The 16,691-nt window shown below is 65.0% G+C and carries 13 protein-coding genes; 6 read left to right on the top strand and 7 right to left on the bottom strand.

Annotated elements, in window-relative coordinates; all coding sequences use genetic code 11:
- Positions 1-37: 37 nt before the first annotated feature.
- A complete protein-coding gene (gene trpS / locus CIT39_RS00135) occupies positions 38-1,090 on the bottom strand; it encodes a tryptophan--tRNA ligase (RefSeq protein WP_094976124.1) in 1,053 nt (350 codons plus the stop codon).
- A gap of 92 nt (positions 1,091-1,182) precedes the next feature.
- Complete coding sequence (gene murJ, locus CIT39_RS00130; RefSeq protein WP_094976125.1) at positions 1,183-2,715, bottom strand: murein biosynthesis integral membrane protein MurJ; 1,533 nt, start codon at positions 2,713-2,715, stop codon at positions 1,183-1,185.
- Between the two features lie 125 nt (positions 2,716-2,840).
- Between murJ and CIT39_RS00125 the strand changes: the two genes are divergently transcribed.
- Positions 2,841-3,842, top strand: coding sequence for an adenosine kinase (locus CIT39_RS00125; protein ID WP_094976126.1), 1,002 nt, complete (start codon positions 2,841-2,843; stop codon positions 3,840-3,842).
- A 170-nt stretch (positions 3,843-4,012) separates the two neighbouring features.
- Here the strand turns inward: CIT39_RS00125 and CIT39_RS00120 are convergent, their stop codons facing one another.
- Positions 4,013-5,707, bottom strand: coding sequence for an AMP-binding protein (locus tag CIT39_RS00120; protein WP_094977007.1), 1,695 nt, complete (start codon positions 5,705-5,707; stop codon positions 4,013-4,015).
- A gap of 119 nt (positions 5,708-5,826) precedes the next feature.
- Positions 5,827-7,020 (bottom strand): serine hydrolase domain-containing protein, encoded by a 1,194-nt coding sequence (locus CIT39_RS00115; RefSeq protein WP_094976127.1) that lies wholly within the window; start codon positions 7,018-7,020, stop codon positions 5,827-5,829.
- Positions 7,021-7,365: 345 nt separating this feature from the next.
- Between CIT39_RS00115 and CIT39_RS00110 the strand changes: the two genes are divergently transcribed.
- Complete coding sequence (locus tag CIT39_RS00110; RefSeq protein WP_094894365.1) at positions 7,366-7,686, top strand: hypothetical protein; 321 nt, start codon at positions 7,366-7,368, stop codon at positions 7,684-7,686.
- Positions 7,687-7,805: 119 nt separating this feature from the next.
- Positions 7,806-9,299, top strand: a complete 1,494-nt coding sequence (locus CIT39_RS00105; protein ID WP_094976128.1) for an NAD-dependent succinate-semialdehyde dehydrogenase — start codon at positions 7,806-7,808, stop codon at positions 9,297-9,299.
- A 54-nt stretch (positions 9,300-9,353) separates the two neighbouring features.
- Here the strand turns inward: CIT39_RS00105 and CIT39_RS00100 are convergent, their stop codons facing one another.
- The 3 genes from CIT39_RS00100 to CIT39_RS00090 form a co-directional block, all read right to left on the bottom strand.
- Positions 9,354-11,570, bottom strand: a complete 2,217-nt coding sequence (locus CIT39_RS00100; protein ID WP_094976129.1) for a SulP family inorganic anion transporter — start codon at positions 11,568-11,570, stop codon at positions 9,354-9,356.
- 241 nt (positions 11,571-11,811) lie between these two features.
- Positions 11,812-12,726, bottom strand: coding sequence for a phosphoribosylaminoimidazolesuccinocarboxamide synthase (locus CIT39_RS00095; RefSeq protein WP_094976130.1), 915 nt, complete (start codon positions 12,724-12,726; stop codon positions 11,812-11,814).
- A 77-nt stretch (positions 12,727-12,803) separates the two neighbouring features.
- A complete protein-coding gene (locus CIT39_RS00090; protein ID WP_094976131.1) occupies positions 12,804-13,721 on the bottom strand; it encodes a pirin family protein in 918 nt (305 codons plus the stop codon).
- A 44-nt stretch (positions 13,722-13,765) separates the two neighbouring features.
- Here CIT39_RS00090 and CIT39_RS00085 point away from each other — a divergent pair, with 44 nt between their 5' ends.
- The 3 genes from CIT39_RS00085 (at position 13,766) to CIT39_RS00075 (ending at position 16,643) form a co-directional block, all read left to right on the top strand.
- On the top strand, positions 13,766-14,011 hold the full coding sequence (locus CIT39_RS00085) for a hypothetical protein (RefSeq protein ID WP_140481692.1): 246 nt from the start codon (positions 13,766-13,768) through the stop codon (positions 14,009-14,011).
- Positions 14,008-15,069: a helix-turn-helix domain-containing protein gene (locus CIT39_RS00080; RefSeq protein WP_094976132.1), complete on the top strand. Its 1,062-nt coding sequence runs from the start codon at positions 14,008-14,010 to the stop codon at positions 15,067-15,069. The genes CIT39_RS00085 and CIT39_RS00080 overlap by 4 nt, the downstream gene beginning before the upstream one ends.
- A 146-nt stretch (positions 15,070-15,215) precedes the next feature.
- Entirely contained in the window at positions 15,216-16,643 is a 1,428-nt protein-coding gene (locus CIT39_RS00075) for a serine hydrolase domain-containing protein (RefSeq protein ID WP_094976133.1), read from the top strand.
- Positions 16,644-16,691 lie beyond the last annotated feature (48 nt).

Below are 16,691 nucleotides of genomic sequence, written 5' to 3'. Positions count from 1 at the left end.
GAGAGGAGATGCGGCCGGCGCTCTGGCACCGACCGTCCTAGCGCCGGCGAATGAATCCAACGATGTCCTTGGAGAGCTTCATGGTCTCGTCGGCGATGGCGCGGGCCCGATCGGAACCTTCGTTCAGGATCGAATCGATATGGCCGGGATCGGCGACGAGGCGCTTCATCTCGCCGGCGATCGGCGCCAGCTTGGTGACGCAGAGCTCCGCCAGCGCGTTCTTGAAGCTGGAGAACTGGCCACCGCCGAATTCTCGCAGCACGTCCGCCTTGGGGCGGCCGGAGAACGCGGCGAAGATGCCGACGAGATTGTCGGCCTCGGGACGGGCCTCCAGGCCCTTCTCCTCCGACGGCAACGGCTCCGGATCGGTCTTCGCCTTGCGGATCTTCTGCGCGATGGTGTCGGCGTCGTCGGTCAGATTGATGCGCGAATTGTCCGACGCATCCGACTTCGACATCTTCTTGGTGCCGTCGCGCAGGCTCATCACGCGCGTCGCCGGCCCCGTGATCAGCGGTTCCGGCAGCGGGAAGAACAGGCCGTCATTGGCGCCGAGGGTGCGGATCGAATCGCCGAAATCGTTGTTGAACTTCTGCGCGATGTCGCGCGAGAGCTCGAGATGCTGCTTCTGGTCCTCACCGACCGGCACGTGGGTGGCGCGGTAGAGCAGGATGTCGGCGGCCATCAGCACCGGATAGTCGAACAGGCCGACCGAGGCGTTCTCGCGGTCCTTGCCGGCCTTCTCCTTGAACTGGGTCATGCGGCCGAGCCAGCCCATGCGCGCGACACAGTTGAAGATCCAGGCGAGCTCGGCATGGCCGGAGACCTGGCTCTGGTTGAACACGATGTGCTTCTTGGGGTCGATGCCGCTTGCGATGAACGCCGCGGTGACCTCGCGGGTATTGCGCGCGAGCTCGGCCGGTCCGCCCCAGACGTCCACGCCTTGCGTGATCGCGTGCATGTCGACGACGCAATAGATGCAGTTGTGGGTTTCCTGCATCTTCACGAAGTTGACGATCGCGCCGAGGTAATTGCCGAGGTGCAGATTGCCCGTCGGCTGGACGCCCGAAAAGACCCGTTCAACGAATGGCATGGTAAGCCTTCCCATAGGTATTCGGCCGTCGTTTCCAACAGCGGCGCTGCCCCGTCAAGGGCAATTCGATGGACCCGCGCACCGGGGCCGGGCTAGGCGGGCCGCTTCAAGGCGGCTACAGCCTCGCGCAAGGAAGAGGCACCGAGGAATTGCAGCAGCAGGCCATAAACCGCCAATCCGGCTCCGATCTGCACGCCCAGCACGACGAACTTGATCAAGCCATGGGTCTCGGCAGGCACGAGGCCCACGGTCAGCCAGAGCAGGGCGCCCATGGCGGCTGCGGCTAGGACGATCCGCGGCAGCCGCTTGCGGGCGGCGGCATCGACCGAGAAGCCGAACGCGGCCGTGCCCTTGCGAAGCAGCGAGAGCGCGCTGCTCCAGGCGCCGGCCGCGATGCTCGCGGCGATCCCGCTCGCGCCGAAAAAATGGCCGAGCAGAACCGCGAGCACGACCGCGACCACGAACCCTTTGGCCGTCGCGAGCAGCGGCGTCATTGTGTCGCCGCGGGCATAGAAGGCCGGCGACAGCGCCTTGATCAGCACGTGCGCGGGCAGGCCCAGAGCCAGCCATATCAGCGCGTGCGCAGTCGCCGCGCTGTCCCCGGCACCAAACGCGCCATGCTCGAACAACAGCCGCACGATCGGTTCGGCCAGCACGGTCAGGCCGAGCGTGGCAGGGAGCGCCAGCCCGGTCGCAAGCTCGAGAGCGCGCGATTGCGCATGCGCCACCGCCTCACGGTCGCCGCCACTCACCGCGCGTGTCAGCTCCGGCACCAGCACGGTGCCCATGGCGACGCCGACGATGCCGAGCGGCAGCTCGATCAGGCGGTTGGCGAAATAGAGCCATGACACCGCGGACGGCGTCGCCGATGCGATGATCGCGCCGGCCACCATCAGCCATTGCGGGCCCGAGCTTGCGATCATGCCGGGGATCGCTTTGGCGAAGAAGCTGCGCATCTCCTTGTCGAAACTGATGCGCAGAGGCGTCGCAAGGCGCGCGCTGCGCTGCGACAGCAGCATCAGGAGTTGCAGCAGGCCGGCGACGCCGACCGTGGCGGCAAGCAGCCAGGCGGCGAAGCCGGCGTCAGCGTGCCAGACCAGGAGCAAAGCGATCGCGGCGATCAGCGCGATGTTGAACAGCAGCGGCGAGAACGCCGTGAGCGCAAAGCGTCCGAGCGCATTCAGCAGGCCCATCAGCACCGTGACGGGACCGGCGAAGGCGAGGTATGGCAGCATCAGCCGCGCGTTCTGGACCGCGAGATCGAGCGTGCCGGTACCGAGAAAGCCGGGCGCGATGACCATCATGATCAGCGGCATCAGCAGGGCAATGCCGAGCGAGATCCCGATCAGGGCCGCGCTGACGGTGCCGAGCACGCGTCCCGCGAATGCCGCCGCAGCCGCCGCGCCATCGTGGTCCCGGACGCGCAGCCAGGCCGGGACCAGCGCCGCGTTCAGTGCCCCCTCGCTGAGCAGCCGGCGCACCACGTTGACGAGCTGAAACGCCGCCAGAAACGCATCCGCCACCGCGCCGGTGCCGAGCAGCGCCGCGATCAGGGAATCGCGGGCAAAGCCCAGCAGCCGCGAGGCCAGCGTTCCCGTCGAGACGGTCAGGAAGGAGCGGATCATCGGCTCTTTATCATACCGTTGCTTGCCCGCGCAGGCCCGGTCGTGATAGGCCGCGAGCCAGATTTCAGGCCGACAGGAAGCGGATTTTCGCAGGGTTCGCAATCCGCCAGACAGGATCAAGGTGAATGGCTGACGTGAAATATGACGTTCTCGGCATCGGCAACGCGCTGTTCGACGTGCTGGTCAGGACCGACGAGGCCTTTTTGGCCAGACACGGCATGGCCAAGGGCAGCATGTCCCTGATCGACGAGGCGCGGGCGGCCGCCATCTACAACGACATGGGGCCGGCCACTGAAGTCTCGGGCGGCTCGGCTGCCAACACCATCGTCGGCATCGGCAGCCTGGGGGCACGGGCCGCCTATGTCGGCAAGGTCAAGGACGACCAGATCGGCAAGCTGTACGTCCACGACATCCGCTCGGCCGGCGTCGCCTTCAACACGCCCGCCGCGACGGACGGCCCCGCCACCGGCTGCTCCTACATCCTGGTCACGGATGACGGCGAGCGCACCATGAACACCTATCTCGGCGCGGCGCAGGACCTGTCGCCCGCCGACATCGACCCGACCGAGATCGCTGCGGCCGGTATCGTCTATCTCGAGGGTTATCTCTGGGACCCCAAGAACGCCAAGGACGCCTTCGTCAAGGCGGCCAAGATCGCCCACGACGCCAGGCGCAAGGTGGCGCTGACGCTGTCGGATTCCTTCTGCGTCGACCGCTATCGCGACGAGTTTCTCTCACTGATGCGCAACGGCACCGTCGACATCGTCTTCGCCAACGAGTCCGAGCTGCATTCGCTCTACATGACCTCCGACTTCGATACCGCGCTGAAGCAGCTGCGCAACGACGTCAATCTCGGCGTGGTCACCCGCAGCGAGAAAGGCTGCATGGTGGTCTCCTCTGAAGACGCCGTCGCAGCGCCTGCGTTCCCGGTCGACAAGGTGGTCGATACCACCGGGGCCGGCGATCTGTTCGCCGCAGGCTTCCTGTACGGCCTGTCGCGCAATCTTGCCTACAAGCAGTGCGGTGAGCTCGGTGCGCTCGCGGCTGCCGAAGTCATCCAGCACATCGGCGCGAGGCCGCTGGTGTCGCTGAAGGAGTTGGCCGGCCAGCGCGGGCTGACGGCTTAGGGAGAGGCTCTCTCGTCCGTCATTGCGATCCACAATCACCGCTGTCATCGCCCGGCTTGACCGGGCGATCCAGTACGCCGAGACGTTCCCAGCTTACGGAGAGGTCGCGGCGTACTGGATTCCCCGCCTTCGCGGGGAATGACACTCGTCGTGTGACGAGAGCACTCACCTCACGCCGTCTTCGCCGCCTTCAGCCCAAGCCGCTGCTCCACGGCATCGCGCATCACGAATTTCTGGATCTTTCCCGTCACCGTCATCGGAAACTCGTCGACGAACTCGACGTAGCGCGGAATCTTGTTGTGCGCGATCTGGCCATCGCAAAAGGCGCGGACCTCCTCGGCCGTCAGCGTTTCGCCCGGCCTGACGCGGATCCAGGCACAGAGCTCCTCGCCGTAGCGGCTGTCGGCGACGCCAAAAATCTGCACGTCCTGAATCCTGGGGTGACGGTACAGGAATTCCTCGATCTCGCGCGGGTAAAGGTTCTCGCCGCCGCGGATCACCAGGTCCTTGATGCGGCCGACGATGTTGCAATAGCCGGCGTCATCGATGGTGGCGAGGTCGCCGGTATGCATCCAGCCATTGGCGTCGAGCACGTCGGCCGTCTTTTCCTTCTCCTCCCAATATCCCAGCATGACGCTGTAGCCGCGGGTGCAGAGCTCGCCGCGCTCGCCCCGCTTCACGATCTTGCCTTCGAGATCGATCACCTTGACCTCGACATGCGGGTGAATGCGGCCGACCGTGGAGACGCGCCGCTCGAGCGGGTCGTCGGTCGCGCTCTGGAAGCTCACCGGGCTGGTCTCGGTCATGCCATAGGCGATCGTGACCTCGCGCATGTTCATCTCGGTGTTGACGCGCTTCATCACCTCGATCGGGCAGGGCGCGCCCGCCATGATTCCGGTGCGCAGTGATTTCAGATTGAACGTCTTGAACTCGGGGTGGTCGAGTTCGGCGATGAACATGGTCGGCACGCCGTACAGGGCGGTGCATTTCTCCTGCTCGACCGCACGCAGCGTCGCGAGCGGATCGAAGCCCTCGCCCGGGTAGACCATGGTGGTGCCGAGCGTGACCGAGGCTAGGTTGCCCATCACCATGCCGAAGCAATGATAGAGCGGCACTGGAATGCAGATGCGATCCGCTTCCGTCAGGCGCATCGCGCGTCCCGTGAAATAGCCGTTGTTGAGGATGTTGTGATGGGTCAGCGTGACGCCCTTTGGCGATCCCGTGGTGCCGCTGGTGAACTGGATGTTGACGGGGTCGTCGAACTGAAGCGCAGCACCGAGCGCGGCAAGTTGCTCGCGATGCCCCGCTCTGCCCATGCGCGCGACCTCCTCGAAAGGGATCGTGCCTGAAGCCGCCGGGCCGCCGATCTGGATGACCATGCGCAAGGCCGGCAATCGCGCCGCCTGCAGCTGTCCGGGCGTGGCGTCCGCCAGCTCCGGCAGCAACGAGTTGAGCATCTCCATGTAATTGCTGGTCTTGAATGCAGTGGCGGTGACGATCGCCGCGCAGCCGACCTTTTTCAGCGCGAATTCGAGCTCGCTGAGCCGGTAGGCCGGATTGATCGTCACCAGGATCAGGCCGGCCTTGGCGGCGGCGAACTGGGTCAGCGTCCATTCCGGCCGGTTCAGCGACCAGATGCCGATCCGTTCCCCGCGTTCGAGCCCGAGCGCGAGAAAGCCCGCGGCGAGCGCATCGACCCGCCCGGCGAATTCCTTCCAGGTCCATCTGACGCCGTGGCTGGGCGAAACCAGCGCCTCGCGATCGCCCCAGCGCCGCACCGCGTGGTCGAGGCTGCGACCGATGGTGTCGCCGAGCAGCGGCGTGTCCGAGATGCCGCAAACGTAGCTGTCGGCCTCACCTGCCAGATCGTTCGCCAAGTTCGTCTCCTCAAAGTTGATACCTCGTGCCTGATGCCGATGGCTTTGGGCACGAGGTTATCGATTGCGGCGAAGTTGCGCGAGGCTGCGCACCTCGTATTGATCGGCTACGCCGCCTTCTGGCCGCTCCCTGCATCAAGACCGGCATAAACCCCGCGCTCGAATCCCGCGAAGGCTTCCAGGCATTTCGCGTCTGCGAACGGCAACACCTGCATCAGGATCACGCCGGTGACGTCCCGGGCCGGGTCGATCCAGTAATAGGTGTTGGCAAGGCCCGCCCAGGCGAGGCTGCCGGCGCTACGGCCTTCGGCCGTCTTCGCCGTGTTGATCATGAAGCTGAGGCCCCATTTCTTGACCTGCTCCGGATAGAGGTCGACGTCGTTGGTGTACATCGGCGCCGCCGTCGTCATCTTGGTCATATTGAGATCGCCCATCTGGTTCTGGCTCATCATGGCGATCGTCTCGGCCTTCAGCACCTGGTTGCCGTTGCCGCGTCCCTTGTTGAGGATCATCTGGGTGAACTTGATGTAGTCGGCCGCGGTCGAATAAAGGCCGCCGCCACCCATGTGGAATTCGGGATTCTGCTCGAGCTCGAACGGGATCGATGCGAGCTGGCCGTCCTCGCCGCGCGCGTGCATGCCGACCAGGCGCTTGCGCATGCCCTCGGTGATCTTGAACGCCGTGTCGCTCATGCCGAGCGGGTTGAACAGATTGTCGCGCAGGTAAGCATCCAGCCGCTTGCCGCTGACGGCTTCCACGGCCTTGCCGACGAAATCGATATTGGTGCCGTATTCCCAGCGCGTGCCGGGGTCGGTCATCACAGGCGTCTTCAGCGCCGCGTTCTGGCAGGTGGTGATCGCGGGAATGCCGTTCTTGTCGAGATAGACCGCGAGATCGCCGTTCCACATATTGTAGCAGAAGCCGGCGGTGTGGGTCATGAGCTGGCGCAGCGTGATCGGCCGCTTGGCCGGGCGCAACTTCGCCTCGCCCTTGGCATCGAAGCCTTCGAGCACTTGCGGATTGGCGAGATCAGGCAGCACCTCGCCGATCGGCGCATCCAGCGACAGCTTGCCCTGCTCGACCAGCTGCATCGCGCCCGCCGATGTCACCGCCTTCGTCATCGAGGCGATCCAGAACACGCTGTCCGCCGTCATCGCGTCGGGCTTGGACAGGTCGCGCTTGCCGAACGCGCCCTGATACAGCACGTCGTTGCCGCTGGCGGCGATCACGACAACACCGGGAATCTCCTTGGCGTCGCTCTTCTGGCGCAGAATCTCATCGATCTCAGCTTTGCTTTGCATGGCGTTTCCTCAGGGTTAATTATTGTTGGCAGCGATCGATTGTCCTCCGGCCCGCTTCGTGGGGCAAGCGCGTCCAGATGCCCGCTTCGGTCGCGATGTCGTGACTTGACGGTCCTCGCCGCGCGCAGGACGACAGGCAGGCCGAACGGCAACACTCCGTCACAATCTGCGGTGGATGGTCGCTACTCGCCGTGACCGTGGACGGTCTCTGGCGATATGTTTCACGTGTTTGAAGCACTTGAAACATTTTGTGCGCTGCGGCGTTCAGCATTCGGCCCAATCGGCGGCCGAAATTAAGACTTGATGCAAATTTGGCGGTCCTGAGTGGCCGTGAGGGGGCCTCAGATGATTTCGACCTGGAGCGAATGGAAGCGCTATCCCCGTCCCGGACGGGGCGAGAACCTGGAGGCGCCGATTTCGCCCGGGATCTACGAGGTGCGAATCGCCGGTACCGGCGCACTCTATTCCTTCGGCGCAGTCGACAATCTGGCGCAATCCCTGGCGCTGCTGCCGGTCGGCTCGAAGAACTGGTTCGGCCGCCGCAACCCGTCCGACGTTCCCGATCTCGAATACCGGACCTGCGCAACCTCGTCGAAAGCCGACGCCAAGGCCGCGGCAGAGCGCATGATCGGCCGCCGCGAGACCTATATGAGCGGCGCGGCCTAAGGCCGCTGCCGGTTTGGCTCCCATCAGTTGTGCGTTGTGGGACGGTGCATTGCGCGCCGCTTGTCCCTATATTCCGGCCGATCCGATCGCCCCAAAATGATCGTTCGAGGAGCAACGCCATGACCCCGCCCGCTGCCGCACGCGCCACGCAAGCCACCGCCACCCTGCGCGACCGGTTGAAAGACCCCTCGCTGCTGAAGGAGGCCTGCTATATCGACGGCGCCTGGGTCGGCACGCCGGCCTTTGCCGTCAACAATCCCGCGACCGGCGTCGAGCTTGCAAAAGTGCCGCAGCTCGGTGCGGATGATACGACCAAGGCGGTTGAGGCCGCGCAGCGCGCCTTTCCGGGCTGGGCCAAGCACACCGCCAAGCAGCGCTCCAACATCCTGCGCAAATGGTTCGAGCTGATCATCGCCAACCGCGAGGATCTCGCGCTGATCCTCACCTCCGAGCAGGGCAAGCCGCTGTCGGAAGCGCTCGGCGAGGTCGACATCGGTGCCGCCTATGTCGAGTTCTTCGCCGAGGAAGCCCGCCGCGTCTATGGCGAGACCATTCCGACGCAGCGGCCCGACGCGCGGCTGCTCGCGATCAAGCAGCCGATCGGCGTCTGCGGCGCGATCACGCCGTGGAATTTCCCCAACTCTATGATCACGCGCAAGGTCTCGCCGGCGCTCGCCGCCGGCTGCACCGTGGTGCTCAAGCCCGCGAACGAGACACCGCTCTCCGCGCTGGCGCTGGCCGTGCTCGCCGAGAAGGCCGGCATTCCCAAGGGCGTGCTCAACATCGTCACCGGTGACGCGCCGCCGATCGGCAAGGTGCTGTGCGAGCATCCGGCGGTGCGCTTCGTCGGCTTCACCGGCTCGACCGCGGTCGGCAAGATCCTCTACCAGCAGGCCTCCGTCGGCGTGAAGCGGCTCGGCCTCGAGCTCGGCGGCAATGCGCCCTTCGTGGTGTTCGACGACGCCGACATCGACGCGGCAGTTGAAGGCGCCATCGTCTCGAAATACCGCAACATGGGCCAGACCTGCGTCTGCGCCAACCGCCTCTATGCCCAGGACAAAATCTACGACGAGTTCGTGCAGAAGCTGTCGAAGAAGGTTGCCGCGATGAAGATCGGCGACGGCACCGAGAGCGGCGTCACCCAGGGTCCGCTGATCAACATGAAGGCGGTCGACAAGGTCGAGCGCCACATCGCCGATGCCGTGAAGCGCGGCGCCAAGGTCGTGACCGGCGGCAAGCGCAGTGAGCTCGGGCGCTCGTTCTTCGAACCGACCGTGCTGGCCGACGTCAAGTCGGACTCGCTGGTAGCGCAGGAGGAAACCTTCGGCCCGCTGGCGCCGGTGATCCGCTTCAAGGACGAGGCCGACGTGATCGCGATGTGCAACGCCTCGCCGTTTGGCCTGGCGTCCTACTTCTACTCCCGCGACCTCGGCCGCGTCTGGCGCGTCGCCGAGGCGCTGGAGTCGGGCATGGTCGGCGTCAACACCGGTCTCATCACCACCGAAGTCGCGCCCTTCGGCGGCGTCAAGGAAAGCGGCCTGGGGCGCGAAGGCTCGCATCACGGCATGGAAGAATATGTCGAGATCAAATACGTGATGATGGCGGGGGTGTGAGTTCGAAGTCTTGCAGCCCGGATGGAGCTGTGCTCCATCCGGGCTGCGGGCTGATCATCGCCGCAGCACCGCAATCGTCCGGTTCGCAAAGGTCAGCCGCTCGGCCATGACCGACACAAAATAGGTCAGCAGCTTGTGGCTGAGTGCGGGGTCCTCATCCCGGATCGAGTCGAACTGGCGCGTGTTGAGCACGTAGAGCACGCTGTCGACCTCGGCCTGGATCGTCGCGCTGCGCGGCGTGTTTGACACCAGTCCCATTTCACCGATCGTGGTGTAGCGGCCGAGGCTGCGCACGCGCGTGGTGCGATCCTCCTCGGCGGGAACCATGATGCCTACGCGTCCTTCGAGGATGAAGTGCATGGAATCGGCGGGGTCGCCGGCCCGCACGATGATCTCGCCGGACTCGACCTCGATGCGCTGGCAGCGGTGGATCAGCCTGTCGGCATCGTCCTCGCTATCGAGGATTCGTGTGAACCAGCCGCGCAGGCTGGCCTCCTCCTGCTCCAGCCCCTGATGCTGCGCGATGAGCTCGTTCTCGCACCATTCCAGCGCATGATCGAGCTCGGGAATGATAGTGACGCCGTCGCCGACGAAGTCGCTGGAGCGCAGCACCTTCTCCGCCGCGGCCGGCAGATGCACCAGGATCAGCTCGACGCCGAGGTCATGCGCGCTGCGCTTGATCTGGGCAAAGCTGTAGGCAGCCGAGGAATCCACGCCGGTGACGAGCTTGAAATCGAACAGCAGATAGCGGCATTCCGGGCGCTCCTGCAGCAGTTGCTTGACATGCTGGTAGAGCCGGTTGGCGGAGCCGAAGAACAGGTAGCTCTGGAGATTAAGACCCTGAATCTTGCCGCCATGGGCCAGCAGCACCTCCTGGTCGTCGCGCGAGCGATCCAGCGAAGAGCGAAACTCGGCGCCGTCAAAGCTGTACTTGATCGACTCGACCCGCGCCGCGCTGAACGCAAACGTCGCGCAGCCGATGATCACGCCGATCAGGATGCCTGGGACGAAGCCCCAGCCGATGATGATGACGATGATGGCGATCAGCGAGAGATATTCGAGCTTCGACAGCCGCTTGCGCGATTCGATGATCCATTTGTGCAGCTGGTCGGCGCCCAGATAGAGCAGCAGGCCGCCGAGTACGAATTTCGGCATGAAGCCGAGCAGCTCGGGCGCGACCGCGAGCATCAGTAGCGACATGGCCGCAACTGTGAGTCCGGACAGGCGTCCGCGACCGCCAGCGCCGAAATTGAGGACTGACCGGCTGACCGAGATGCAGCCGGCATAGCCGCCGAGTGCGCCGGTCAACATGTTCGCGGCACCGGTGACGTTCAGCTCGCGCTCCAGATTGGCTTCGCGATGCACGGCGACTTCGATACCGGTGGTATTGAACAGCGTGCTCGACGCGGCGACGAAAATGACGGCAACGAGGTTGCCGAGCAAGTCCGGCACCGCTGACCACGGATATCGCGCGAGCTCGTCGATGTGCCAGGGCAGCATGAAGGCTGCCTGCGGAGGAGGCCGGAAGGTCCAGCCCAAGGCACGCGCCTGCTCCAGCGAGATTCCCGAGGCCCAGAACGCCACATGAGCGGTGAGCATGCCGCCGATCAGGATGATCGGCAACCCGAACGGGCTACGCGAGCGGTGCCAGGTCAGGTACAGCACCAGCGCCATCGCGCAGGCCGCACCCAGCTCCAACAGCGCGACGCCATTGGCGACGCGCCGGAGCGTCGCGAACTCCACGGGATGATCGGTGATGACCCGGATCGCACCCATGACGATCACGAATCCGGTGGCGCCGAGAAAACCGCCGACCACGGGGTAAGGCACATAGCGGATGGCGCGGCCCATTCGCGTCAGGCCCAATCCGCACAGCACGAATCCGGTCAGGATCGTCGACAGACCGAGCGTGATCAGAACGGACGAGAGCAGCGGCGCGGGCAGGCTGGCCGTCTCGATGCGCTCGACCAGCGAGGCCGCCAGGATGCCCGTCATCGCGGCGGTCGAGCTGTCGGGTGCGGCGATTGCGAAAGGCAGGGAACTGCCCAGCGCGATCACGGCCGCAAGCACGGCGGAGCTGATGAAGGTCGCGGCGATGCCGAACGAAAGATAGGGCGACAGAGGGCCAGCGAAGATCAGCAGCGAATAGGACAGCCCGAAGGTGACGGTCAGGACGCTGGCGGCGCTGCCGCCCAATATATCGTTGAGCGCACGCTTGAGGGACGGATTGAAACGGGGAGCCGGACTGAAAATGATCGCTGGATCGGTCACGCCGCTGCGCTCGCCCCTGGAAGTCCTGTCCAGACGTAGACCACTGCAGGTTTAACGCAACTGAATTCTTGTAGCTATGAAGTACTCAGACAGTTTTGGCGATATCTCGTAGCGATCCGATCGATGGCTTGTGAATGGCCAATCATCCGGAGCCGCGGATGGTGCCGGGCACGCCGGCCTCTCCAATTCATTGCGAACGGAGCGAAACCATCCAGCATCGTTCCGCGGGGTAGCGACGGAGCTAGATCTTCAGCTCTGTTCCGGTCACCCGCCGATACGCTTCGAGATACCGCTTGCTCGTCGCCTCAACCACGCTCGCCGGCAGCGGTGGAGGCGGGGCGTCGCCGTTCCAACGGCCGGCGTGGCGCTCGACGTCGAGATAGTCGCGCAAGGGCTGCTTGTCGAAACTCGCCTGCGGCTGGCCGGGCTTGTAGGCATCGACCGCCCAGAAGCGCGAGGAATCCGGCGTCATCACCTCGTCGATCAGGATGATGCGGCCGTCCTTGTCGCGGCCGAACTCGAACTTGGTGTCGGCGATGATGATGCCCTGCTCGCGCGCCAGCTCCTCGCCGAGCGTGTAGATCGCGCGTGTCATGCTCTCGAGCGTGTAGGCGGTCTCCTCCCCGACCACCTCGCGCATCCGCGCGATGGTGATGTTCTCGTCATGGCCGGTCTCGGCCTTGGTTGCCGGGCTGAAGATCGAGGGCTCGAGCTTCTCGCTCTCGACGAGGCCCGCCTTCAGCTTCTCGCCGGCGAGCGTGCCGCTGGCGGCGTATTCCTTCCAGGCCGAACCCGAGAGATAGCCGCGGATCACGCATTCGATCGGGAATACGGTGGTGCGCTTGCAGAGCATGGCGCGGCCGAGAAGCTCGGCACGGTGCGGCTTCAACGCCGGCACGGCTGCGATGATCTCGTCGGTGTCGGCGCTGATCATGTGGTGCGGGACCACACCCTCGAGCTCGTTGAACCAGAACGCGCTGATCTGCGTCAGCACCGCGCCCTTCATCGGGATGGTCTCACCCATCACGACGTCGAAGGCGCTGATGCGATCGGTGGTGACGAGCAGCAGGCGGTCGTCGTCGACGGCGTAGATATCGCGCACCTTGCCGCGTCCGATCTTGGGCAGGGGCAGGTCGCTGGAGAGCATGGTGGTCATCGCAAAGCTTTCGCAGACTTGGCTTTCAGGCAGGACTTCCGGCCGCGACTGATGGCACGGCCGGCAACCGGATTAGCCTATTCCGGCAGCGGAATGAACTCATGTTCCTGCGGAACTGCAGCGAAACGGCCGGTTTTCCAGTCCTGCTTGGCCTGCTCGATCCGCTCCTTGCTGGAGGAGACGAAATTCCACCAGACGTGGCGCGGCCCTTCCAGCGCATCGCCGCCGAGAAACATCATCCGGGTGGGCCTCACGGCCTTCACGGTGATGCGGTCGCCCGGGCGGAAGATCAGCAGCCGCGGCGCCTCGTAACGCTCGTTCGCGATCTCGACCTCGCCGTCGACGATATAGATCGCGCGCTCCTCATGATCGGGGTCGAGCGGCACGCTCGCGCCTTCCACGGCCGTGACCTCGGTGTAGAACCAGGGCGAGACCATCGACACGGGCGAGGTGATGCCGAACGATGAGCCCGCGATCACCTTCGCGGTGAAGTCGCGCTCGGAGATAACAGGCAGGTCGCCCGAGCCGTAGTGCTGGAACGACGGCGCGATCTCTTCGGAGCCTGCCGGCAGCGCGATCCAGCTTTGCAGGCCGAGCATCTTCTGGCCCGAGGCGCGTTGCACCTCCGGCGTACGCTCGGAATGCGCGATGCCGCGCCCGGCCGTCATCAGGTTCATCGCGCCGGGCTGGATCTCCTGCACGTTGCCCTCGCTGTCGCGATGCATGATCGCGCCGTCGAACAGATAGGTGACGGTGGCGAGCCCGATATGCGGATGCGGCCGCACGTCCATGCCCTTGCCGGAGACGAATTGCACCGGCCCGAAATGATCGAAGAAGATGAATGGGCCGACCATCTGCCGCTTGCCATGCGGCAGTGCGCGCCGTACCTGAAAGCCGTCGCCGAGGTCGCGCGTCCGCGGCACGACGACGAGATCGAGCGCATCGCAGGACGTGGGATCGCCGAGCACGGGATCGTTGGAGGGTTGCCAGCTCATGGTGGATTCCTTCTGTATATGCGGCGATCGTAACAGGATTTGACGTGTCCGTCGCGGCGCCCCCGCCTTGCCGCGATGGCCTATTTGCCGACATCGCGCGATATCGGCGATACCTAATCTGGAAACCGGAGCGGGCGATGGTTTCTCCGATCAAGCCGGGCGCAAATCTGGTCGAGCTCAACGGTGCCGGGATCGAGACCGCCTCATTCTGCGCGATCCATCTTGAAAAGCGCGGTCTGACGAAGGATGTTCAGCTGGCCTCAACCGCGAACGATCGCATCACCCGATGACACTTGCCGCAACCGAGCTTGCCTTCCGCGCTGCATCCGTCGCGCTGCTGCTGATGCTGGCGACGTCGCTGGTGTCCGATTTCCGCAACGTGCTGGCGGCCCGTCTCGCCACCGCCTTTGCCCTCGGTTCGGCCGCGCATGCGGCGAGCTATTCGGTGGATGTCACGTCACCGATCCCGCTCCTGCACGCGCCGCTGATCGCGCTGTCGACCGGCGACATCGTGGTGTTCTGGCTGTTCACGCGCTCCCTGTTCGACGACGAATTTCGCCTCCGCTGGTGGCACGGATGCATCTGGGCGCTGGTGGCGGCCTTCAGCTTCGCAGGCTGCGTCTGGATTGCGCCCAGCGGCTATGTGCGGTTCTCGGTGACGGTGGTCAATCTGATCGTGCTCGGTTTCATCGTGCTTGCTGTCGGGCAGATGATCGCCTCCTGGCCGGCCGACCTGGTCGAGCGCCGCCGCAGCGCTCGCGTCTTCGTCGTCTGCGCCATCGCGCTCTATGGCGGGTTGAACGCTGTGCTCCAGATCGCCGCCGCCGGCTACCACGTCGGCGATGTCGCCGAAACCGTCAGTGCCGGCGCGCTCACCTGTACTGTTGCGGCGATCGTCTATGCCATGATGCGCGTGGACGGAGCGGACCTGTTTCCGGCCACAGCGGAGCCCGAACCACCGATTGTTTTCAGTCAGCCTGCGACCGAGGATGCTGCCGACCAAAAGCTCATCGACGCCCTGATGCGCCTGATGGCGGACGAGCGGATCTATCGCCACGAGAACATCACCATCGGGGTGCTCGCTGGCCGGCTGAAAATCCCGGAATATCGGCTGCGCCGGTTGATCAACCAGCGGCTCGGCTACCGCAACTTCAATGTGTTCCTGAACAACCACCGCATCGAGGAGGCCAAGGCCGCGCTGGCCGATCCCGCACAGGCCGAGGTCCCCGTCATCACCATCGCGATGGATGCGGGCTTCCAGTCGCTCGGCCCCTTCAACCGCGCGTTCAAGGCGGTGACGGGTGTGACGCCGACCGAATACCGGCGTCTCAAGGTGACCGCGGCGTAGATTTTTAGCCTATTGGAATCACATAGGAATTTCGAAATCGGCTAGTTTCCGTCAGTTTCGACGTTGTCATTTTTTAAATCCGGCGAGCGCGTATCGCCGATCTCCGGCCTGCTCTCCCGCACTCGCCCCGAAGCCGGAGAAAGCCCGTGACCCGTCGCCGCAAGATCATCCTCGCCACCACCGCCATCGCCTGTGCCGGCCTCGCGTTCGGCGCGGCGCGCGCCCGCGACGTGCCGAAGGTTGCGACCGGCTTCATCGCCGACAGGCTCTGCTCGGAGACCTTCGTCTCCGGCCTCGATCCCATGCGCGACCTCGCCGAAACCACCGACGCGATGCCGGGCACCGGCCTCCTGACCTGGGCGATGGATTTGCAAATCGACCGCGCGCGCAAGGATGTCACGGTGACCCTGTTCGGGATCGGCCGCAGCCATGCCGTCTATCGCGAAGGACTCGGCTGCACGCTGGAGCACGGCGAGGGGATCACCGACGTCGCGCTGCCGCCCGACGACAAGCAGACGGCGTTGCTCCCCGAGATCGCCGGTCCGGGACTGGTGTCGCCGCAAAGCGAGGGACTGTCAGCCGCGCTCGACCGCGCCTTCACCGAACCCGCACAGCCGCCTCACCGCCGCACCCGCGCCATCGTCGTGATGAAGGCCGGCCGCATCATCGCCGAGCGCTACGCCGACGGCATCGGACCGGAGACACAGCTGCTCGGCTTCTCCATGACGAAGTCGGTGATTTCGGCGCTGACAGGCGTGCTGGTGCGTCAGGGCAAATTGAAGCTCGACGGGCCCGCACCGGTCGCCGCGTGGAGAAATCCTGACGATCCACGTCATGCCATCACCCTCGATCAGTTGTTGCGGCACACTGCGGGCCTTGCGCTTGGCAGCTCACTGGAGGCCTCGCTTGGCTCGGCCTTCGAACCGGTCAACCGGATGAAGTTCGTGGAGGCCGACATGGCCGCCTATGCCGCGAGCATCCCGCTCAAGACCGTGCCCGGCACGGCGTGGAACTATCACGACGGCAACACCCTCATCCTCTCGCATCTGATCCGCGTTGCTGCGGGCGGCAGTCCCGCAGACGCGCTGCGCTTCGCGCGCCGTGAATTGTTTGCCCCGCTCGGCATGCGCCATGTCACGCTCCAGCTCGATGGCTCGGGCACGATCGAAGGATCGAGCGAGATGCTCGCATCCGCGCGCGACTGGGCGCGCTTCGGCCAGCTCTATCTCAATGACGGCGTCGCTGGCGGCAAACGCATCCTGCCGGAGGGCTGGGTGAACTATTCCGCGACGGCCACGCCGAACGCCTGGGTCGGCATCGGCGCTGGCTTCTGGACCAATCAGGGCAACAGTTTTGGCGCGAAGTTTCGCATCACACACGGCTGGCCGCGCGATGCCTTCTTCGCCAAGGGCACGATCGGGCAATACACCATCGTGATTCCGTCGGAGCGGCTGGTGATCGTCCGCCTCGGCCGCTCGCCGAACGCGCCGCCGCAAGCGGACGGCGTATTCGATCTCGTCCGCGATGTCGTGGCAGCGACGCGCGAGAAGGGGAAGATGGCAGGGGTGAATTGAGGTGCTACTTACCCTCCGGGGGTGGGTGGAGCACCGCGAACGCGACTC

The organism is Bradyrhizobium symbiodeficiens (genome assembly GCF_002266465.3).
Taxonomy (GTDB): domain Bacteria; phylum Pseudomonadota; class Alphaproteobacteria; order Rhizobiales; family Xanthobacteraceae; genus Bradyrhizobium; species Bradyrhizobium symbiodeficiens.
Note: the sequence above shows the minus strand (reverse complement) of the source record. Positions and strands in the feature narration are given on the sequence as shown.